Consider the following 20,824-nt stretch of genomic DNA (forward strand, 5'->3'; position numbering starts at 1 on the left):
GCTCACATGCGCTTGGCGACTTCTTCTAGCATCACCTCGGTGGCACCGCCGCCGATGGTCAGGATGCGGGCGTCGCGCGCCATGCGCTCGACGGGCGTGCCGATGATGAAGCCGGTGCCGCCGTGCAGCTGCAGACAGGTATGGACCACTTCCTGCAGGGTCTCGGCTGCGAAGGCCTTGAGCATCGACACCTCGCGCACGGTGTCCTTGCCCTCGGCAATCATCTGGGCGCACTGGTAGGTGAGCGCACGTGCAGCTGCCGCCTTGGACGCGACCCAGGAAAGCTTGTTGCGCACCACCTGCTGGTCCCACAGCGTCTTGCCGAACGCCTGGCGCTGCCGCATGTAGTCCACCGTCAGTTCGATGGCGCGGGCGCAGGTGCCCGAGACGAGCGCGCCCACCACAAGCCGTTCGTTCTGGAACGTGCTCATGATGTAGTAGAAGCCCTTGCCCTCCTCTCCCAGCAACGCATCGGGCGCCAGTTTCATGTCGTCAAAGAACAGCTCTGCGGTGTCGGACGAGCGCCAGCCATGCTTCTCGAACTGGCGCGCGACCTTCAGGCCGGGGTTGCCTTTCTCGACGATGAACAGCGAAATGCCGCGACTGCCCTTCGCATCGGGATCGGTGCGGGCTGCCACGATGAAGATATCGCCGTACACGCCATTGGTGATGAAGGTCTTGGAACCGTTGAGCACCCAGCCGCCATCGGGCGCGCGCTGCGCGCGCGTCTTGAGGCCGCCGACGTCCGAACCCGCGTTCGGCTCCGTGACGCACACGGCGCCCACCTTCTCACCCGCGCAGGCTGCGGGCAGGTACTTCAGTTTCTGCTCGTGCGTGCCGCGGTGCGCGATGTGGCCAATAGACATGTCGCTATGCACCGTGAGGGCCGAGGCCACGCCGCCGTAGCCGGAGCGTGCCAACTCCTCCCCCAGGACAACGGATGCCAACGGGCCCATGCCGCCACCGCCGTACTCTACAGGGTGGCGCATGCCGAGGAACCCGAGCCGGCCCAGATCCCGGAACAGCTCGCGCGGGATCTCGCCCGAGGCTTCCCAGGCATCGGCGAACGGAACGATGCGCTCGCGGACAAATCGCCGCACCTGTTCGCGCACCATGCGCAAGTCTTCGTCGAGGAGGTCGGGCTCCAGAAATTCGAATTCGGTCATTGGAAATGGATGCGTGATGGATTCAGTTCGAAGAACGGGCGAGCCGAATCATTTAATAGACCGGCGTGTCGGTTTATTTTAAAGGCGTAATCGGGTCTGCGCAAGCAGCGCTTGCTACACTTCCCGCCCCAAGGAGGACCGCATGCCCCGCGTACGTTCAGACGACTATGAATCCAAGAGCCAGTCCATCATGGACTGCGCTGCCGCCCTTTTCGCCAAGGAGGGCTATCCCGCGGCCAAGATGCAGGATGTGGCCAAGGCATGCGGCGCGACCAAGTCGATGCTCTACCACTACTTCCCGGCGAAGGACGATCTGCTGTTTGCGATGCTGCAAGAGCACCTGCAGCGGCTGATCATGGCCTTGGAAGAAGCGCTGACCGGCAAGGGCAAGCCGGGCGAGCGCATGCAGCGGCTGGTCCAGGCCTACATGCAGAAGTCGGTCCAGTCGCGCCGCCGCCACATGGTTGCGATGAGCGATGTGAAGTTTCTTCCCAAGACCAAGCAGGCGCCGCTCATTGCATTGCAGCGCCAGCTGGCCGAACTCATCGCGGGCCTGTTGCGCGAGCTCAATCCCCATTTGGCCGACCACCTGTACAAGCCCTACACCATGATGCTGGTGGGCATGCTCAACTGGACCGACTTCTGGTATTCGTCCACCGGCCCGGTGAAGCCCCAGGAACTGTGCGACCGCATGGCGCGCCTGTTTCTCAACGGCTTTCTGGCAGAGAAGGGCTGAGACGAGAGGGGCGCGCCCTGCGCCCCTTCCCCCGTTCTCACTGCACCAGTTTGTAGGTCGAGGTGGCCGGATCGGCCTTGAGCAGGAACAGCTTGGGGGCCGCCAGATGGTTCGTCGCCGAGAAGGTGATCGGCGTCATGGCACCCGTTTCCAGCTTGCTGATCTTGGCCAGTTCAGCGTTGGTGCAGTCCCAGGTTAGCCCCTTGCCGCATTGCTCTATCGCCGTGAACAGTGCGCGCGCCGCAGCGTAACCGGTGAACGAGTAGCGGTTCACGCGCGTGCGTTCCTCCGCGGAAAGATGCCGATCGAGCTTCTCCATGAAGCCCTTCGCCTCCGGAGCGCTCTCCAGGTAGACGTAGTCAACCGTGTACACGTTTTCACCAGCCGAGCCCATCATCTTGGCGCTGGCGGGCACGCGCGAAACGTAGGTCACGCCGACCGGGATCTTGTGACCGATGCGCTCGAGCTCCTTGACCATGGTGACGTTCTCGCCAAGCACGCCACCCGCCATCAACGCTTCCGCGCCGGCCTGTTTGACTTTGAGGATTTCCGACGAGAAGTCAGACTGGCCCTTCTTGAAAATCTGGCTGGAGACCAGCTCCAGCTTCTTCTCCTTGGCCGCACGCTCGAACCCGTCGCGGACGTTCTCCCCGTAGTCGTCGTCCTGCGAGATCAGTGCCCATTTCTTGCCGGGGTAGCGCTCCGCCATCTGGACCACCAGGCCGTAGACCGCTTCGCGCATGTCGTAGCCCACCGCGAACACGTTCTTGATGGCCGGCTTGTAGAGCCCTTCGTAGGTGGTGATGGGCGCCATGGCCGGAACACCGGCCTGCTTGAAGAGCGACATCGCGGCCTGAGCCTGGGCGGTGCCCGAGATCGAGGTGAATGCGAAAACCTTGTCGCTGTTCAGGAGCTTGCGGACGCCCTGGATCGTGCGGGAAGGCACATAGCCGTCGTCCTCGGAGACCAGGCGCAGTTTGCGACCATGGATGCCACCATTGGCATTGGCCTCGGCGACCGCGACCTTCACGCCCAGGTTGTGCGCGACGCCCAGCATGGCGGGCGGACCGGTCAGCGGCAGGATGTCGCCGATGACGATCTCGCTGTCCGTCACGCCCTGCTGCTGCGCCGATGCAGGCGCGGCGGCGCTGGCCGCCAACAGGCTGGCGGCGGCAAGCCGCAAGAGTTTGTGCTTCATGTATGTCTCCTGATAGTTGTGGCAATCAGCCGTTGGGAAAACTCGCGGAATTCAGTAGCGCAGCGGCCAGAACACCCACGCGTGGCGCAGGTCGTGCCACATGCCGCGCAGGCCACGCGGATCGAAGCGCAGGAAGGCGACGATGGCCAGGCCATAGAGAATGGTCTTGACCTCGTGCGCACTGGTCGTCATCAGTTCGGCCAGACGACCGCCGAGGCCGGCCATCAGCGCCGAGAACACCTCGGGCATGCTGACGATGAACACGGCACCAAGCATGGCACCGAGCACGGAGCCAATGCCGCCGACGATGATCACCGCCAGCGCCTCGATGCTCAGCAGGAAGGGATAGCCCTCCACCGAGACGATGCTCATGTACATGCCCATCAGCGCCCCGGCCACGCCGGTGAGCGCCGCGCTCACGAGAAAGGCCAGCAGCTTGTAGCGCACCAGGCTGATACCCATGGTGCGCGCCGCAATGTCGTTGTCGCGGATCGCCACCAACGCCCGGCCGACATAGGAGCGCCGCAGGTTCAACACCACCAGCACCGCCAGCACGCACATCGCCACGCAGAACCAGTAGAAGGCCCTGTCACTGGACAGATCCATGCCGAACATCACCGGGCGCTCGACGGCGATCCCGCTGCCCGCCCCGGTGAACTTGCCGCCTGCCAGGATGCCGGCGCTCACGATGTGCGCAAACGCCAGGGTCGTGATGGCAAGGTAGAGCCCGTGCAAGCGCAGCGAAGGAATGCCCACGATCAGCCCAAAGGCGGCCGGCACGACTGCCGACATCACAAGCGCAAGTTCGGGCGGCAGGCCCAGTCGCGTGACACCGATCGCATAGGCGTAGCCGCCGAGCATGAGAAAGCCGACGTGGCCCAGCGAGATCAGCCCGGTGAACCCGGTGAGCACCATCAGGCCCAGTGCGCCCACGATCGTGAACAGGATCACCGTCATGTGCGACAGCACGTAGTTGCTCATGACGAACGGCGCCCCGATCAGCACGACCAGCAAGACCGCGACCCAGGCTTTCACCGCGGACGAATCCGTCAGGACCACCAGGTCGCTGTACTTTTGTTTGAAGAAACCGCTGCGCATCAGACCCTCTCAATTCTTTTTTCACCGAACAGACCGAAGGGCCGCACCATCAGGACCACCAGGATCAGGACGAAGCCGGCGATCTCCTTGAGGGTGCTGGGCAGGTAGCCGCCCACGAGGTTTTCCAGCACGCCGATCACCAGGCCGCTGACTCCCGAGCCCAGGATGGCGTCGAAGCCGCCCAGCACCGTGGCGGGAAACGCCTTCAGGCCGAGTTCGAAGATGGTGGGCGCCAGGCCATAGATGACCGCGAAGAAGGCGCCGGCCAGACCGGCAAGGCCGGACGCCGCCGCCCACGCCACCGCCTGCACGCGGGCGGTGGACACGCCCATGAGGCGCGCCGTTTTCTCGTCCGCCGCCACCGCGCGCATGGCCACGCCGAAGCGGCTGCGGCTCAGGAAGAACCAGAAGCCCGCCAGCGCCAGCAGCAGCACCACGATCACGGCAATCTGGCTGACACGCATGCCGATTCCGCCCAGCTGCACGATGGTGTCCGCGCCCGCCACCGCGAACTTTTGCGGCGAGGCGCCCCAGATCAGGGTCACCAGGGAACGCAGCATCACGGACAGGCCCACCGTCACCAGCACGACGGACAGCACCGATTCGCCGAGCATGGGTCGCATGATGAGCCGCTCGCAGATCAGGCCCAGGAGCGCGCCCACCACCACCGCCACGAGCACCGTCAGCACGGCGCCGGTGCCCAGGGTGACCGCGATCGACCAGGAGGTATAGGCGCTGAGCATGCCCATCTCGCCCTGGGCGAAGTTGACGATGCCGGTGGCCTTGTAGATCACCGCGAAGCCCATGGCGACCAGTCCGTAGATGGCACCGATCGCCAGGCCCGAGACGACCAGTTCGATGAAATAGCTCATGACGCTTGCCCGTAGATCTGTTCGAGCTCGCGCGCGAACTTCTTGTTGATGAGGCCGCGGCGGACCTTCTGTGTGGCGGTGATTTCGCCGTCGTCGTGGTCCAGCTCTTTTTCGAGGAGCACGAACCTGCGGATGTTCTCCACCCGTGCAAACCGCGAGTTCACCTCGTCGACCACGCCCTGGATGAGCGCCACGACATCGGGCAGGAGCGTCACCGACTTGAACGTGGTGTATTGCAGGTCGCGCTCGGCGGCCCACCGGCCCACGCTGTCGAAGTCGATCTGGATCAGGCCACCCAGGAACTTCTTGCCCTCCCCCACCACGATGGCCTCGCGGATGTAGGGACTGTCCTTCAACGCGTTCTCGATCTCCGATGGTGCGATGTTCTTGCCGCCGCTGGTGATGATGATGGCCTTCTTGCGGTCCACCACCGCGATTTCATCTTCGCCGCGCAGCTCCACGATGTCGCCGGAGGCGAGCCAGCCGTCGGCCTGCAGGATCTCGCTCGTGCCCTTGTCGTCGAACAGGTAGCCCTTGAAGACGCCCGGCGAGCGCAGGAAGACTTCACCATCCGCGCCGAGCTTCCATTCGGTCCCCGGCATCGCGGGTCCGCAACTGGCATTCAGGAAAGGGCGCCCAGGCACTTGCACGAACCCCAGTCCGCAGGACTCGGTCAGTCCATAGCCCTGGCCCACCGGCACGCCGATGATGTCGAAGAAGCGCAGGGTCTCGGGCGACACCGACGCCCCGCCGCACATGCGGGTGTGGGTACGGTTCAATCCCATGTGGCGCTGCATGTTGCGAAACAGCGCGGCGTGCCAGAAGCCGAATTCCAGCCGATCACCCAGCGCCGTGAGCCGGCCCTTTGCCGCACGACGATCGGACAGCACCCGCCCTCGCTTCATGCCGACGCGGTAGACCCAGCGGGACAGGCGGGTGCTGTCCTTCATCTTGAACTCGAAGCCCTGCTGCAACTTCTCCCAGATGCGCGGCACGCCGAGAAAGAAGGTCGGCGCGATCTCGCGGATGTTGGTGGCCACCGTGTCGACGGACTCGGCAAAATTCACGCAACCGCCCGAGATCAGATGCTGCACAGTGGAGTAGGCGCGCTCCGCCACATGGCACAGCGGCAGATAGCACACCGACTCGAACGGCTGGTCGTGCATCTGTCGGGCCGCGCGATAGGCGTAGGTGCCATAGATGAAGTTGCGGTGCGTGAGCATCGCGCCCTTCGGCGGCCCGGTGGTCCCGGAGGTGTAGACCAGGATGTTGACGTCGTCCGGCACCAGACTCTCGATGCTGGCATCGAGCTGCCTTTCCGCGGCGGGGTCTTCGGCCGCGAGCTGGTCGCCCAGATCCATCAAGTGCGCGAAGCTGTGCGGCCGGCCCGGCTCATAGCGGCGCAGTCCTTTCATGTCGACGCAAAAAAGATGCTGCAGATGCGGCAGGCCGGCGTCGCTGGCCATCGCGTCGAGCACCTTGTCGGTCTGTTCCTGGTCGCCAGTAATCGCCACCTTCGCCTGGCAGTGGCCCGCGATGTACAGCACTTCGGCCCAGGGGTTGGTGGGATAGATGCCCACCACCTGAACACCGATCATCTGGGCACCCAGGTCGGCATAGAACCACTCGGGAAGCCCTTCGGCCGCGATGACAATGCGGTCACCGCGCCGCAGGCCGAGCTTCATCAGGCCCAGCGCCGTGCGGCGCGCGTCGCGGTAGTAGTCGGCCCAGGTGCGCGTGCGCCAGATGCCGTTGACCTTCTCGCGCAGCGCCACCTGCGCGCCGCGCTCCAGGGCATGCGCGCGCAGCAAGGCCGGCAGCGTGCCTTCGCCGCGAATCAATTGTTCGTGCTCAAACATGGCTGCCCTCCTCGCCGAGGTAGGCCGCCAGCACGGCCGGGCTCGCAGCCACTTCGGCCGGCGTTCCCTGCGCGATCAGGCAACCGAAATCCAGCACGTACACACGGTCCGAAAGGTCCATCACCACTTGCATGTCATGTTCGATCATCAGCACCGCGACGCCAAATTCGTCGCGAATGTCCAGGGTGAAGCGGGCAATGTCTTCTTTCTCTTCACGGTTCATGCCCGCCACGATTTCGTCGAGCAGCAGCAAGCTGGGCTCGCAGGCCAGCGCCCGGCCCAGCTCGACGCGTTTTTGCTGGCCGTAGGCCAACTGGCTCACCGGCTTGTCGCGCAGCTCTTCGATCTCCAGGAACTCGATGATCTGCTCGACCTTTTCGCGCGCGGCGATCTCCTCGCGCCGGGGGCGGCCCCAGAACGCGAGCGACTCCAGCACGGAGTAGTTGAAGTGGATGTGGCGCCCGACCAGCAGGTTCTCGATCACGCTGCCTTGACGGAAGAGCGCCAGGTTCTGAAAGGTGCGGCCGATGCCCAGGCGGGCGAACTCGGAAGACTTGAGCTTCGCCGTGTCCTGGCCCTTGAACAGGATCTGCCCCTCGCTGGGCGGTAGAACGCCGCTGACGAGGTTGAAGGTGGTTGTCTTGCCGGCGCCATTGGGGCCGATCAGGCTCACAATCTCGCCTGGCATCACCCGCAGGCTGACACCGTTCACGGCCTTGACGCCGCCGAAACGCTTGGAGATGCCGATCGCCTCCAGGACGGGGGTTTGCGCGGACGTGCTCATGACAGCCACCTCTTGCGGCGCTTGTAGTGCTTGACGTCTTTCATGCTGTTGCGCCCGGGCTGCGAGCTCAGGCCAAGGTAGAACTCGCGCACGTCGGCGTTGCGGCGCAGTTGCTCGCTGGTGCCGTCCAGCACGACGCGACCGTTCTCCATGATGTAGGCGTAGTCGGCAATGGCCAGGGCCCGGTTGGCGTTCTGCTCGACCAGCAGGATCGTCAGGCCGGTGGTGTCACGCAGCTTCTGGATGCTCTGAAAGATCTCGCTGACGATCAGCGGCGCCAGACCCAGCGAAGGCTCGTCGAGTGCCAGCACGCGCGGCCGACTCATGAGCGCACGCCCGATGGCCACCATTTGCTGTTCACCACCGGAGAGGTAGCCTGCGACCGTGCCGCGCAGGTCGGCCATCCGCGGGAACAACGCGAACACTTCTTCGCGTCCATGCGCGAGGCTGGCTGCAGCCTGCAGGTGCGCGCCTGCGATCAGGTTTTCTTCCACCGTCAGCGTGGCGAACAGGCGGCGCCCTTCCGGCACTTGCACCATGCCCTGACGCACGATGGCGGGGCGCCAGCGCCTTTTCGATGGCCTGGCCGTGCAGCAGGATCGAGCCCTTCTCGATCTCGCCGTCTTCGGCGTCCAGCACGCCCGACACGGCCTTGAGCACCGTGGACTTGCCCGCGCCGTTCGAGCCCAGCAAGGCCACGATCTGACCTGGCCGGACTTCCAGCGACACGTCGCGCACGGCTTCGATGGCGCCGCCGTAGACCACCTGGATGTTGTGGATGGCGAGCGCAGGCTTCGGTGGATCGCTTGAGGGTTGACTGATAGCCATAAGTCGAGAAATTGAGGCCGACCTTGTCGGCGATGGGCAAACACAACAACATTTATAGACCGTCCCGTCGGACTGCGAATAGGTCGATTATGCAAGGCGCAAGTCCTCAAAGGGCTGGTGCTAACCCTAGGATCTGCAGGCTGCGCATGCCAACCCCTTCGTTCATCCGCATGCCGTATCGCGCGTGACGACGCGGCCCGCGTCCTCCAACGACACCGAAAGCTGAGTCCTGTCGCCTGCGACCGTCTAAGGAACGACCCAATTTCCAACCGGCTCAGCGGCTCGCAGCCCACTCAGTCAAGGTAGGCCAGCAGGCAGTCCTGGCTGGCTGTCGCCACATGCCGCCCTTGGACGTCGTGGTAGTGCGCGATGCAGAGTCCGCGCCCATGCGCCGCATGCAGGCTCTCGGATGCCACGTGCAGCCAGCCATCGCAGCGCGGCACCCGGTGCAGCCACACGCCATGGTTGAGACTGGTGATATAGATTGGCCGCTCGCCCGCCCGCTTCAGATGTGGGGCAATGCAGCAAAAGTTGAGCCACCAATCGGACAGATAAGCAAAGCACGCGGCCTGCAGCCGCGGCACGTCGGGCAGCCGGTGAGGCACCCTGATCCAGTACCGAAAACGATGATCCGCGGTGCCTCCGGCCAGTTGGCGCTCGGCATCCGGAATGCGGAACTCGATGCAGTCGTTTACATCGCGGCCGTACCCACCCATCAGCGCCAGCGGGTCGCGTAGCGTCGACGACACCTGCGCCAGACGAGACAGGCGCTCGGGAACTTCGTCGGCGGGCGCCAGGCTCGGCCGCGCGTGCGTCGGCCCGGGAAGAGGCAGCGCGCAACTCACCTGAGCCTGGAGCACCGTGCGCTCACCCTGCGCCCCGCGAACTCCGACCGAGTGAAAACGCTTGCCCCTCTGCAGGTCCGACACCGTGTAGTCGACCGGCTGGTTCGGCATCGCGCCCTGCAGAAACAGGAATTGCATCGCCGTGGGCTCCCGCTGCGGCGGCGCATCAAGCAGCGCCGCATGGAACGCCTGCCCCAGCAACTGACCTCCGTAGGAGCGGCCGTTCTGGTTCGAGTCGCTGTGGCGGCTGCGCCAGGTCTGCGGCGCGATCCGGTCCAACGCCATTCGCTGCGCCAGCGTGATGGCGCTGTCCACAGCGCCGTCGTTCATTCCGCGGCCAGCTCGGGCCGGCGATGGCCGTTCGTGCGCGGTGCGATGCCCGGCTTCAGGCGCCAGTCCGCACCGAATTCATCGAGCCGGTGCAACGGCATGGGCGCCTCCTGGCCGATGCCACGCAGTCGCTGGGAGAACGCATCGATGTAGCCGGCGCGCGTCTCGGGTGTGGCGTAGTGGATGGACCACGACGCATGCGGCGCCAGTACCTCGAAGCCCGCGTAGGCCAGCGTGCCATGGAGCAGGTGCCACAGATTCACGTCCAGATGGGCCAGCAAGCCATCGGGCTCGACCATGCCGGGCAGGCACGCGGTGCTGGTGCATACGAGCGCGCGCCGCCCCTTCATGCCGCCGGCGTCGAAGCGCCGGCCCTTGCCGTACACCACGCCATTGACGAACACGCGGTCGAACCAGCCCTTCATGATGGCCGGCACCGAGAACCACCACAGCGGGAACTGCAGGATCAACATGTCGCACGCGAGCAGCTTGTCGATCTCCGCCTGGATGTCCGGCGCGAAGGCCTGGTGTTCGTGGGCATGCTTCTGCTCACGGTCGTACTGCAGCGCATCGGGGAAGCGCCGCTCGCGGAAGTCCTCGGCACTGGCGACCGGATTGAAGCCCATGCCATAGAGGTCGGACACCACGACCTGGTGTCCCTCCTCCTGCAGCACCTGTATCGAGCGGTCCAACAGGCCGCGGTTGAAGGATTTCGGTTCCGGGTGGGCGTAGACGATCAGTATGTTCATAGACAAGGGGCTTGCGCCCTCCTCGTGAATCCGTTGTTGCAGTGAGTCAATGGAAAGTGGCCTCAACCGGGGCTGCCCCGGCTTACCCAAGCTGCGCGGCAGTCGCGGGCGCCGCTGGCGAAGCCGGCAGACAATCCTTGAGGGACACGGATTCGTCGCCCAGCACGGAGGCCTCCACCGCCACACCCGCGGCAACCAACCGCTTGGCGAGCATGAAATCGGCTGGCCGGTTCACTGCATCGGCTGCGATCACCACCCCCTTTGTCAGATAGAAGGCGATGAAGCGCCGCGACGCAGGATCGCCTCGCAGCACGCAGGCCTCATGCCCCTGCGACAAGCCGACCATCTGCAGCTTGAGGTCGTACTGATCGGACCAGAACCACGGCACCGCGTGGTTGGGCTTGGGCTTGCCGCACAACGCCGAGGCGGCGGCCCTGGCCTGCTCCAATGCGTTCGGTACGGACTCAAGGCGAATGCGCCGGTTGTAGAGCGCACTGTGATGCGCGGTGCAATCGCCCGCCGCAAAGATGTCGGGGTCGGAGGTTTGCGAGAACTCGTCGACCACGATCCCGCCGTCGATGGCGAGTCCGGCCGCCTGCGCCAGTTCCACGTTGGGAATCATGCCGATGCCGGCCACCACGATATCGGCGGCAATGCGTTCGCCCGAAGCACACACCAGCGCGGTGATCGCGCCATCGTCCGCCAGTTCTGCGCGTTCGACGGACAGCCCGGTGCGCAGCTGCACGCCCGCCTCGCGATGCACGGCTTCGTAGAAGGCCGCCACCTGCGCACCGGTCACCCGTGCAAGCACACGCGGCAGTGCCTCGATCACCGTCACCTCGGCGCCGAACTTTCGCGCCGACGCCGCCAGCTCGAGCCCGACATAGCCACCGCCCACGACGACCAGGCGTGCGCCTTCTTTCAGCCCGGCGCGAATCGCATCGGCATCCGTGAGCGTTCGAAGGTAGTGCAGGTTGCGTGGCTTTGCACCCTCGTCCAGCCCAGGCAACACGAGCGTGCGCGGGCGCCCCCCCATGCACAACGCCAGCTTCGTGTAGGGCATGACCCGGTCGTCCTGGAGATGGACACGATGACCCGCCCGGTCGATCTGGACGAGATGCACGCCCGAATGCACTTGAACCCTTGCCGCCTCGTAGGCCGACGCAGGCCGCAGTGCAAGCGATTCAAAGCTCGCCGCACCATGCAGGTATGTTTTGGACAGCGGGGGCCGCTGGTACGGCAGCACGGCCTCGTCGCCAATCAAGTCGATGCGACCGACCCAGCCCTGCTGACGCGCCGCCATCGCCAACTCAGCACCGGCATGGCCCGCCCCCACGATCAGAAGATTTTCGTTTTCACGCATGCTGTCCCCTAAGAATTTCAATCGTCCACAATCAAACAAATGCATATAGACCGTCTTGTCGGTCTAATAATAGACTTGCCGCGGAATATTGACAAGTCGTGCCCGCGTCTCATCGGAGGACTCGCGGCCTGCACTGCCATTGCATCCACACCTCACAGGACCAAGCCATGACACGCGTACGCGCAGACGACTACGAGGACAAACGACAGTCGATCCTGGACCAGGCCGCGGCACTGTTCGCACGCAAGGGCTTCGAGGGATCCACCATGATCGAGGTCGCGCAAGCCTGCGGCGCCTCGAAGTCGCACCTCTACCACTACTTCGCCCGCAAGGAAGACCTGCTCTTCGAGATCGTGCGCGTGCACATCACGGCGCAACTGGCCGAGCTCGAGACCGTTGTGACCCAGGCGCTACCGGCCGAAGAGCGCTTCAACCGGTATGTCGAGACCTTCGTTGCGCGAGGGGCCAACTCGCGCAACGAACACCTGGTGCTGATGAATGACATCAAGTTCCTGCCCGATGCGCAACGGCGCGAAGTGCGCAAGCTCGAAAACCGCATCGTGGACCTGCTCGTGAGCGTGCTGCACGAGATCAACCCCGAGCTCATGCCCGCGCGCTCGCCACGCGGTCCCTACGCGATGCTGCTGTTCGGCATGATCATCTGGACCTTCACCTGGTACGAGAAGAGCGGCGCAATACCGCCGCGCGAACTGGCCGCGCGCATCTCGCAGTTGTTCGTTTACGGGTTCAAGGGGCAGCGCTTCGTGCCGCCCGCCCCGCCCAAGCGCTGAGTGGTGGAATCAACCGCCCCCTTCGTCGCCCTCGCCGACCCACACCACGCAGTCGCTGGCCGGTGCGCGCGCGGTGCGAAAGCTGTTCGCCGGATGCGATGCGTCGGCCATTCCGAAGGAAATGCCGCACACGATGCGGCGCTCTTGCGGAATGTCGAGGTGCGCACGAAGCACGGCGGGATGCGCAGCCACCGCCGCCTGCGGAATCGCCGCCACGCCCAGCGCCTGCGCGGCTGTCAGAAAGTTGGCGACGTACGCGCCGCAATCGATCGCACCATAGGTGCCGAGCGCCTCGTCCGCCGTCACGATGGCCAGATGCGGCGCCCCGAACAACCTGAAGTTCTCGCTCGCCTGCCGCGCCGATGCGACGCGGTCGCCCTCTGCGATGCCGACCGCCGCATAAAGACCCATGGCGCACTCGCGCCGACGCTCGCGGTAGATGCCGTTGTACGCACGCGGCCACGACAGGTCGGGCGCTGGTACGTCGGACGCGGCGGCCAACAGCGCCGTGCGCAGCCGCTCCAAGCGCGGACCACCGGCGATGTAGACCTGCCACGGCTGCGCGTTGCACCAGGACGCGGTGCGCTGAGCCGCATCGAGCACGCGCTCGATCTGCTCGCGGGCGAGTGGCGCAGGCAGGAACGCCCGGCAGCTGTGGCGTTCGCTCAGCAGCGAACGCAGCGTGTCGAATGCAAGGGAGGCTTCAGCCATGCGCGAACCTCTGGTGCACACGCAGTGCAAACTTCTTTTCCATGATGTTCTTCATTGGGTTTGGGAAACATGCGAGGACGTCGGAAATCACCCGCCGACCACGCCTCTGTCATGCAGACGCCCGAACTCAGCGCTGTCCACGCCAAGAACCGAGCACAGCACCTGCTCCGTGTCCGCCCCAAGCCGCGGCGCCGGCTGCACTGCACGCCGAGGCACGGCAGAGAAATCGAGCGGCAGCCCCGGCGCGATCAGGGAGCCCACGCCGTGCTGCACGATCTCGCCGAACATCGGGTTGGCAAATGAACAGGATTCGTCCCCGCTCACGAGTTGGGTCACGGTTTGATACTTGCCCCAGCAGACGCCGTGGCGATCGAGCTGCGCGGCCACGTCCGCGAACGGCCTGGCGCCCATCCAGCGTGCGACCACGGCCGCGATCTCTTCGCGGCGCAAGAAAACGGTTGCCCTCGCGCGCGAGATCGAGCCCGGCGCGCTGCCCGATCGCGGCCATCTCGTCCCCCATCGCCAGCGCATCGCACAGCGAACGCCATTGCTTGCCTGTGAGGCCGACCACCATGATGCGCACGCCGTCCGAGGTCGAGAAGTCGCGGCCGAACGCACCGAACAGATGGTTGCCGTGGCGGCCTCGTTCTTGCCCCAGTTGCGCCTCCGCCAGAAAGCCCAGGCTGCCCATGGCAGCGAGCGCCACGTCTTCGAGCGCCAGCTTCACATGCTGCCCCACGCCCTGGCGCCGCCGATGCCGCTCCGCCGCCAGCAACCCTGCCGCAGCCATCTGGCCGGTGACGAGGTCCCAGGCCGGCAGCACATGGTTGACGGCCGTTTCGGCCCCGCCGCTGCCGGTGAGGTACGGCAGGCCGATGCGGGGGTTGATCGTGTAGTCCACGGCCGAGCCGCCATGGCGGTCGCCCTGCACGGTCAGCTGGATCAGGTCGCTGCGCCGCTCGCGAAGGCTCTCGTGGTCCAGCCAGCCGCGCGGCGGGAAGTTGGTGAGCAGCATGCCCGCATCCTCGCCGGGTGCTGCGATGAGGGCCATCGCGAACTCCCGGCCCTCGGGCGAGCCGAGGTCGAGGGTGACGGATTTCTTGCCCTTGTTGAGCCCGGCCCAGAACAAGCTGATGCCGTCCTGGGTCACCGGCCAGCGCCGGTAGTCCAGGCCGCCGCCCAGCGCATCGATGCGGATCACCTCCGCGCCCATCTGGGCCAGCGTCATGCCGCCGAGCGGCGCCGCCACGAAGGCGGCGGCCTCGATCACGCGCATGCCCTCCAGCAGGTTGGCGTTGTCCATCGCGCCGCTCCTCAATGCAAGCGGGCTACCGCTCGGGCGGGGGTGGCGTCGGCCAGCGCCTGCTCGAGCAGGCTGCGTGCGATGACCTTGAGCGCCAGCGTCTCCTCCGCGCCCTCGAAGATCGACAGCACGCGCGCGTCGACGAAGTAGCGGCTCACCGGGCTCTCTTCCGCATAGCCATTGCCGCCATGCAATTGCAGTGCCTCACGGGTCACCCATTCGGCCGAGCGACACGCCAGCAGCTTGACCAGACTGGCCTCCATGCGGCCGCCGCCCTCGTCGAGTGTTCGCGCCACGGCGTAGGCCAGCCGCTGGCAGGCGGCATAGCGGGCGCCCATGCGCGCTAGCTTGGCGAGCGTCAGCGGACAGTCGAGCAACGGCGCGCCGAAGACCTTGCGATCCTCGGTGTAGCGCAAGGTGGCACGGATGGCAGCGCGCATGACGCCCGAAGCCCGCCCCGCGGTCTGCATGCGCCCGCCCATCATGCCGGCCATCGTGAAATAGAAACCCTTGCCCAGACCCGCCGCGCCGCCAATCACATGGCTGTCGGGCACGAACAGGTTGTCGAACGACAACTCGAACGAATGCATCCCGCGATAGCCGATGGTCGCGATGGCCTTGCCGGTCAGGCCCCCGCCACCTTGCGCTTCACTCTGGCGATAGGCGAATGCATGGCCGTCGTCCGACGGCTTTTCCACCAGCATCAAACTCAGCCCGCGATGGCCGGCCGAGCGATCTGGGTCGGTGCGCACCACCACCATCAGCAGCCCCGCCTTGCCGGCGAAGGTGCACCAGGTCTTGGCACCGTCCAGGCGCCAGCCGCCTTCGACACGCGTGCCGCGCAGCATCAGGCTGGCGACGTCCGAGCCGTAGTCCGGCTCGGTGATCGCAATCGCACACAGCGGATCACCTGCCGCGATGCGCGGCAGCCAATGGGATTTCTGTTCTTCGGTGCCGCCGGTCATCAGCGCGCGGCTCAGGATCTCGGGTCGCGTGATCAGGCTGCCGGCCCCCGCCAGCGACGCTTCGGACAGGGCCTCGGTGACCAGCACCATCAGCAGCGTGTCGTCGCGGTCGTTCGGCGCGCTGCCGCCAAAGCGCTCGGGCACCGACAAGCCGAACACACCCATGTCGCGAAGCGGCTGCAACAGGCTGTCTGGCACGGTGAGGTCTTGGCGGTGCAGCGCCTCCGCCTGCGGCGCCACCACATCCGCGGCAAAACGACGAAAGGCGTCCTGCGCCATGGCATGCGCCTCGTCGAGCACCACGCCGCCGACATCGCCGCCAGCATCGGCCAGCGCCCGGCCCGTCGCCTGCAGCGCGGCCGCACTGCCAGCCGAACGGCGCAAGCCGGTCCACGCGGCGTCCGATGCAAAAGCCTGGACTGGAGAGATGTCGAGTCCGAGCTCGAGAAAGAGCATTTCCGTGCGCGCCAGCACCGCGCCGATCGCGTCTATGCCGAAGACCAGCGCCAAGCCGGTCTCGAGCGCATTCGCGCCGCTGCCGACGCCCTGGATGGCCGTCTCCGCCGCGAGCAAATCGGCGCAGGCCCAGGCCAGTTCGTAGCTGGCGACCTGCTGCGCGTCGAAGCGACGCGCACTGAAGACGCCGTCTTCGGCGCAGGACTGCGCCAGGGCCTGCGTGGCCTGCTCGAAGAGCGGGCGCAAACGCGCCAGCAGCGACGCGCAGGCCTGGATGTCTTGGTTCGCAGCCATGGCGTAACGCCTCAAGCCGCGGCCAGCGCATCGAGCGCCAGCTTGGCCACGGAACGGCCCGTGTCCGCGCAGGCCTGCGTGCCGCCATCGCCGTAGGGCTTGACCGCATCGCCCACATGCCAAAAGTTCGGCAGCGGCGTGGTCTGCGGCAAGTCGTAGCCGCCGCAGGAGCGCTGCGCCGGCCAGCCGTCGCGCATGACGCGAACCGACAGCATCTTGGCGTTCGCGAAGCCGGGGAAAAGATCGCGCAGGTCCTGCATCGAGGCCTCGACCTCGGCGTCGTTGTCGAAGTCACCCAGCGCGGGGTGCGGCACGGCATAGGCCACGTACTGGTGCCAGCCTGCGGGCGCCAGCTCGGGGCAGGTGGCGGTCAGCTCACCGATGTTGCACAGGCGACGCGTGCGCCCGAAGGTGACCAGGCCCGGCGCATCGTAGAGGCGCTCACGCGTCGCGAAGTTGATGACGATGTTGGCGGCAGGCTTCGGCCCGGTGGTCGCCAGCGCGATGTATTCGCCGCCGAAGGCTTCTGCGCCCGGCAGCAGGGCCGTGGCATGCGGCCCGATGTTGCTGATCACCGCGCGCGCATTGACACGCAGCGTCACGCCGTCCTTGACCAGGTCGACGCCCGTCGCGCGGCCGTGCTCGACGTTCAGCGCCGCCACCGGCGCATCGAGCCAGACCTCGCCGCCACGGCGGCGGATCGCATCGGTCAGGTCGTTCCACAGCCCGACCGTGCCGCGCGGGCAGAAGCCGAAGCGCTTGAACGCACCCTTGACTGCGAAGTAGGTCAGAAAGGCCCGTGCAGGCAATTCGTCCGAGTTGGCCGCGAAGATGGCCGCGCACAGGTTGCGGAAGATCGCATGCACAGTCTCGTTCTTGGTGTACTGCGACAACCACTCCTTGGTGGTGAGCTTGGCCTCGGGCAGGTCGCCGCCGCGCGCATCCGCAAACTTGGCGCCAATCTTCGCCGCCTGCTTGGTGAAACCGCCCAGCAGCATTCCCCAGCCGCCCTTGGCGACGTTGATGATCTTGCCGTCGATCAGGAAGACGGTCGCGGGATTGGGCTCGCGCAGGTCGAGCTCGACATCGAGCAAGGCGAAGGTTTCTTCAAAAGTGGACCCCTTCTCGATCGCGATGGCGCCGATGTTGACGGTGAAGCCGTCGATCTGCTCGCTCGAGGCGCGGCCGCCCACGCGGCCGAGGCTCTCGGCCACCAGCACTTTCTTGCCCGCGGCCACGAGGCGCGCGGCCACGCAGAGGCCTCCGGCGCCGGCGCCGATCACGACAGCGTCGTAGCTGATGGGGTGAATCACGGTCTCGCTCATGATGATTTTTCTCCTGTGGATGGATTCGTTGGGTAAGGCATGACGGCGGCGCGGCGCGATGCGCGCGGGCGAGCGGTGGCGGCCTGCGGCACAGCGGTCATCGGCGTGCAGCCTCGGCCGTGCAGAGGGACAGGCCCAGCGCCACACGCCGCTCGAGCCAGGGGCTGGGCCGGTAGCGCGGATCGCCAGTCACTGCCAGCATGCGTCGAAGGATCGCGAGCACCTGCGCACCGCCGATGCGGTCACCCCAGGACAGCGGACCTTGCGGATAGCCCAGCCCCAGCTTGACCGCGTCTTCGATGTCGTCCACCGACGCGATGCCGCGCTGTGCGATCTGTGCCGCGATGTTGACGACGGTTGCCAGCACGCGTTGCACGATGAAGCCGGGGCTGTCGTTGATCACCGTGACCCCCACCCCGTCGTGTGCGCACAGCGCATGCGCGGCGTCGCGCATGGCCGGCGCGGTGGCCACGGTGAGCATGAGGGTGCGATGGCGCCCCAGGCCGGGCAGCGGGTCGATCGCGACGCAATGCGCAGCGTCGAGCCCGAGCGCCGCCGCCTCGCCGGTGGCGTCGCCGCCCCAGGGCTGGACGATCAGAAGCGCCTCGGGCGTCGGGCGTTCGACCCATCGCGCGCCGGCGGCCTCCACCAGCGCCTTCAATGCGTCGCGCTGCGTGGCCTCCGGCGCCACCCAGACCTCAAGGCCGGCCGGCAGCGCCGGCACCGGAGGCGTCGGCCGAACCTGTCGCACATCGCCCTCGTAGGCATACCAGCCCTGCCCCGTCTTGCGACCGAACAGCCCGGCCGCCACCCGCGGCGGCACCAGCGACGAAGGACGAAAGCGCGGCTCCTGCTGAAACTGCTCGTAGATCGAACTCATCACCTTGCTCGACACATCCAGCCCCGTGAGGTCGAGCAGCTCGAAAGGCCCCATGCGAAAGCCTGCCGCCTCGCGCAGCACAAGATCGATCTGGTCCACGCTGGCCGACTGCTCTTCGAGCAGGCGAAGCCCCTCCGTGTACAGGCCGCGGCCCGCATGGTTCACTAGGAACCCCGGTTGGTCCGCTGCAACCACCGCGCGATGGCCCGCTCCCTCGACCAGGTCGCGCAAGGTGGTCACCACCGCCGGCGCGGTACGCACCGCGGCAATCACCTCGGCCACCTTCATGAGCGGCACGGGATTGAAAAAATGCAGTCCCGCCACCCGCTGCGGATGCTCGCACGCGGCCGCGATCTCGGCCACGACGAGCGACGAGGTGTTGCTCGCCAGGATCGCCTGCGGCGATACGACCGCCTCGAGGCTGCGGAACAGTGCGCGCTTGGCCTCCAGGTCTTCCACGATGGCTTCGATCAGGACGTCGCAATCCGCCAAGTCCTGCATCGTCGCCGCGGCATGGATCTGGCCGCGGATGCGCTCGAATTCATCGGCATCGATGCGGCCCTTCGCGACACCGCGACCGATCATGCCGACGACGAATTCCACGGCCTTGTCCGCCGCACCGTCGAAGCTGTCGAAGCAATGCACCCGGTGTCCGGCCTGGGCGAAGAGCTGAACAATGCCGCGACCCATGGTCCCGGCGCCGATGACGGCGATCTTGAGTTTGTCTGTCATGGTCATTTGCCGGTGAATTCCGGGCGTCGCTTGTCAAGGAAGGCACGCATGCCCTCGGTCTTGTCGGGGGTGTCGAAGAGCAGCAGGAACTCGCGGTTCTCCAGCGCGAGGGCCGCGTCGAGCGGCAGGTCGGGGCCCTGGCGCAGCATGCGGCGCGTGGCGGCGACCGCCTTGGGCGGCATGCGCGCGGCCTTGCGGGCCAACGTCGTTGCGCGCGCCAGTGCCTGGCCCTCTTCGGCCAGTTCGGCCACCAGACCAAGTTGGAAGGCGCGTTCGGCCGTCAGTTGCTCACCGGTCAGCAAGAGCATCGCGGCCACCGGCCGGCCCACGGCACGCAGCAAGCGCTGTGTGCCGCCGGCGCCGGGCATGATGCCGACCGCCAGTTCCGGCTGGCCGAAGCGCGCCGTCGGGTCCGCCACGATGAAGTCGCACATCATGGCCAGCTCGCAGCCCGCACCGAGTGCGAAACCGGCGACCGCTGCAATGGTCGGCTTGCTGCATTGCGCCACAGGCGCCCAGTACTGGCCCAGGTCAATGCCGGCCACCTGCTGCGCACCCTTGTCGACCAGCAGGTTCAGGTCGGCGCCGGCCGCGAACACGGTGCCGCCGGTGATGACGATGGCCCGGATCGCGTCGTCATGATCCAACGCCATGACCGCCTCGGCAATCGCACGGCGCATCGCAATGTCGAGCGCATTGCGCTTCTCGGGTCGATTCAACACGACGATGCCGACGGCGCCGTCGCGCTCGACCTGCACGCCCTCCGGGGCCGGTCCCATGTTGCTGCCCGTCATGCCTTCACTCCCGGCAGCGCGATGAAATCAGCGGTCCGCTTGTTCTTGAAGGCGTCGTAGCCCTCGCGAAATTCGTCGCCGGTCAGGCTCACTGCCTGGTCGTCCTCCTCCCGCTGCAACTCGAGATTGAGCGAGGAGGACACACACGTGAGCCGGTCCTTCATTCGCGCGAAGGCCCCCATCGGAAGCCGCGCGAAGTCGCTCGCTTTCGCGACGGCGCAGGTCATCACCTGGTCATCGGCCACCAAGACGTCGGCCAACCCGATGCGCAGTGCTTCCTCGCCGCGCACAGGCTCGCCCGCCGTGAGGATGCGCCTGGCTTCCCGCACGCCGACACGGCGCGGCAGCGTGAGCATCTGCCCCCAGTCCGGCACCAGCCCGAGCTGGAGAAAGGGAAACAGGATACGGGTGCTCGCCCCAACGACGATGTGATCGCCGAGCAGCGCGAGGCCGACAGCCGCACCGGCGCCAATGCCTTCGACGGCGCTGACCACCGGGATGCGCAAGGCCGCGACCATGCGGCACAACAGCGCAACGTGCTGCATCCGCGCCCGCGCGCCGGCCTCGACCAGGCCCAGCATGCTCGGCACATCGCCGCCGGCCGAGAACACCCCCGCCGCTCCACCGAACACCAGCGCGCGCACGCTGGCGTCGTCACGGATGCCAGCGATCGCGACGGTGAGCGCCTGCCGCACGTCGTGGTCGATCGCATTGCGCTTGTCGGGGCGGTTGATCAAGAGACGCG

At 66.3% G+C, this 20,824-nt stretch carries 18 protein-coding genes and 2 pseudogenes; 2 read left to right on the plus strand and 18 right to left on the minus strand.

Annotation, left to right across the window (positions count from 1 at the left end):
* Window positions 1-2: 2 nt before the first annotated feature.
* Window positions 3-1,166 carry an acyl-CoA dehydrogenase family protein gene (locus ABID97_RS18510; RefSeq protein ID WP_354399879.1) on the minus strand — a complete coding sequence of 388 codons (1,164 nt, stop codon included), beginning with the start codon at window positions 1,164-1,166 and terminating at the stop codon, window positions 3-5.
* Between the two features lie 142 nt (window positions 1,167-1,308).
* Here ABID97_RS18510 and ABID97_RS18515 point away from each other — a divergent pair, with 142 nt between their 5' ends.
* On the plus strand, window positions 1,309-1,902 hold the full coding sequence (locus tag ABID97_RS18515; protein WP_354399880.1) for a TetR/AcrR family transcriptional regulator: 594 nt from the start codon (window positions 1,309-1,311) through the stop codon (window positions 1,900-1,902).
* Between the two features lie 37 nt (window positions 1,903-1,939).
* On the opposite strand, the gene ABID97_RS18520 is transcribed toward ABID97_RS18515, so the two are convergent.
* The 9 genes and pseudogenes from ABID97_RS18520 to ABID97_RS18560 form a co-directional block, all read right to left on the minus strand.
* Window positions 1,940-3,085 carry an ABC transporter substrate-binding protein gene (locus tag ABID97_RS18520; RefSeq protein ID WP_354399881.1) on the minus strand — a complete coding sequence of 382 codons (1,146 nt, stop codon included), beginning with the start codon at window positions 3,083-3,085 and terminating at the stop codon, window positions 1,940-1,942.
* A gap of 66 nt (window positions 3,086-3,151) precedes the next feature.
* Window positions 3,152-4,198 carry a branched-chain amino acid ABC transporter permease gene (locus ABID97_RS18525; protein ID WP_354399883.1) on the minus strand — a complete coding sequence of 349 codons (1,047 nt, stop codon included), beginning with the start codon at window positions 4,196-4,198 and terminating at the stop codon, window positions 3,152-3,154.
* On the minus strand, window positions 4,198-5,070 hold the full coding sequence (locus tag ABID97_RS18530; protein WP_354399884.1) for a branched-chain amino acid ABC transporter permease: 873 nt from the start codon (window positions 5,068-5,070) through the stop codon (window positions 4,198-4,200). Before ABID97_RS18530 ends, ABID97_RS18525 begins: the two co-directional genes overlap by 1 nt.
* Complete coding sequence (locus tag ABID97_RS18535) at window positions 5,067-6,929, minus strand: AMP-dependent synthetase/ligase (RefSeq protein WP_354399885.1); 1,863 nt, start codon at window positions 6,927-6,929, stop codon at window positions 5,067-5,069. Before ABID97_RS18535 ends, ABID97_RS18530 begins: the two co-directional genes overlap by 4 nt.
* Window positions 6,922-7,713 (minus strand): ABC transporter ATP-binding protein, encoded by a 792-nt coding sequence (locus ABID97_RS18540; protein ID WP_354399886.1) that lies wholly within the window; start codon window positions 7,711-7,713, stop codon window positions 6,922-6,924. Before ABID97_RS18540 ends, ABID97_RS18535 begins: the two co-directional genes overlap by 8 nt.
* Window positions 7,710-8,541 (minus strand): annotated as a pseudogene (locus ABID97_RS18545) (ABC transporter ATP-binding protein). The gene ABID97_RS18540 and the pseudogene ABID97_RS18545 overlap by 4 nt, the downstream one beginning before the upstream one ends.
* Window positions 8,542-8,834: 293 nt before the next feature.
* Window positions 8,835-9,716: an acyl-CoA thioesterase gene (locus ABID97_RS18550; protein ID WP_354399888.1), complete on the minus strand. Its 882-nt coding sequence runs from the start codon at window positions 9,714-9,716 to the stop codon at window positions 8,835-8,837.
* A complete protein-coding gene (locus ABID97_RS18555; protein ID WP_354401804.1) occupies window positions 9,713-10,465 on the minus strand; it encodes an NAD(P)H-dependent oxidoreductase in 753 nt (250 codons plus the stop codon). The genes ABID97_RS18550 and ABID97_RS18555 overlap by 4 nt, the downstream gene beginning before the upstream one ends.
* Before the next feature lie 82 nt (window positions 10,466-10,547).
* On the minus strand, window positions 10,548-11,828 hold the full coding sequence (locus tag ABID97_RS18560) for an NAD(P)/FAD-dependent oxidoreductase (protein ID WP_354399889.1): 1,281 nt from the start codon (window positions 11,826-11,828) through the stop codon (window positions 10,548-10,550).
* A gap of 167 nt (window positions 11,829-11,995) precedes the next feature.
* Here ABID97_RS18560 and ABID97_RS18565 point away from each other — a divergent pair, with 167 nt between their 5' ends.
* On the plus strand, window positions 11,996-12,619 hold the full coding sequence (locus ABID97_RS18565; RefSeq protein WP_354399890.1) for a TetR/AcrR family transcriptional regulator: 624 nt from the start codon (window positions 11,996-11,998) through the stop codon (window positions 12,617-12,619).
* 9 nt (window positions 12,620-12,628) lie between these two features.
* On the opposite strand, the gene ABID97_RS18570 is transcribed toward ABID97_RS18565, so the two are convergent.
* The 8 genes and pseudogenes from ABID97_RS18570 to ABID97_RS18605 all read right to left on the minus strand — a co-directional run bounded on the left by ABID97_RS18570 (window position 12,629) and on the right by ABID97_RS18605 (window position 20,816).
* Window positions 12,629-13,330, minus strand: a complete 702-nt coding sequence (locus tag ABID97_RS18570; protein ID WP_354399892.1) for a nitroreductase — start codon at window positions 13,328-13,330, stop codon at window positions 12,629-12,631.
* Window positions 13,331-13,417: 87 nt separating this feature from the next.
* Entirely contained in the window at window positions 13,418-13,861 is a 444-nt protein-coding gene (locus ABID97_RS18575; RefSeq protein WP_354401805.1) for a CoA transferase, read from the minus strand.
* Window positions 13,862-13,895: 34 nt separating this feature from the next.
* A pseudogene (locus ABID97_RS18580) lies at window positions 13,896-14,633 on the minus strand (CoA transferase); the annotation flags it as partial.
* Window positions 14,634-14,644: 11 nt separating this feature from the next.
* A complete protein-coding gene (locus ABID97_RS18585) occupies window positions 14,645-16,300 on the minus strand; it encodes an acyl-CoA dehydrogenase family protein (protein ID WP_354399893.1) in 1,656 nt (551 codons plus the stop codon).
* Between the two features lie 59 nt (window positions 16,301-16,359).
* Window positions 16,360-17,673, minus strand: a complete 1,314-nt coding sequence (locus ABID97_RS18590) for a phytoene desaturase family protein (RefSeq protein WP_354399895.1) — start codon at window positions 17,671-17,673, stop codon at window positions 16,360-16,362.
* Window positions 17,674-17,770: 97 nt separating this feature from the next.
* Window positions 17,771-19,285: a 3-hydroxyacyl-CoA dehydrogenase gene (locus ABID97_RS18595; RefSeq protein WP_354399896.1), complete on the minus strand. Its 1,515-nt coding sequence runs from the start codon at window positions 19,283-19,285 to the stop codon at window positions 17,771-17,773.
* A gap of 2 nt (window positions 19,286-19,287) precedes the next feature.
* Window positions 19,288-20,079: an enoyl-CoA hydratase-related protein gene (locus ABID97_RS18600; protein ID WP_354399897.1), complete on the minus strand. Its 792-nt coding sequence runs from the start codon at window positions 20,077-20,079 to the stop codon at window positions 19,288-19,290.
* Window positions 20,076-20,816, minus strand: a complete 741-nt coding sequence (locus ABID97_RS18605; RefSeq protein ID WP_354399898.1) for an enoyl-CoA hydratase/isomerase family protein — start codon at window positions 20,814-20,816, stop codon at window positions 20,076-20,078. Before ABID97_RS18605 ends, ABID97_RS18600 begins: the two co-directional genes overlap by 4 nt.
* Between the last annotated feature and the right edge of the window lie 8 nt (window positions 20,817-20,824).

The sequence above is a fragment of the Variovorax sp. OAS795 genome (assembly GCF_040546685.1).
Lineage (GTDB): Bacteria > Pseudomonadota > Gammaproteobacteria > Burkholderiales > Burkholderiaceae_C > Variovorax.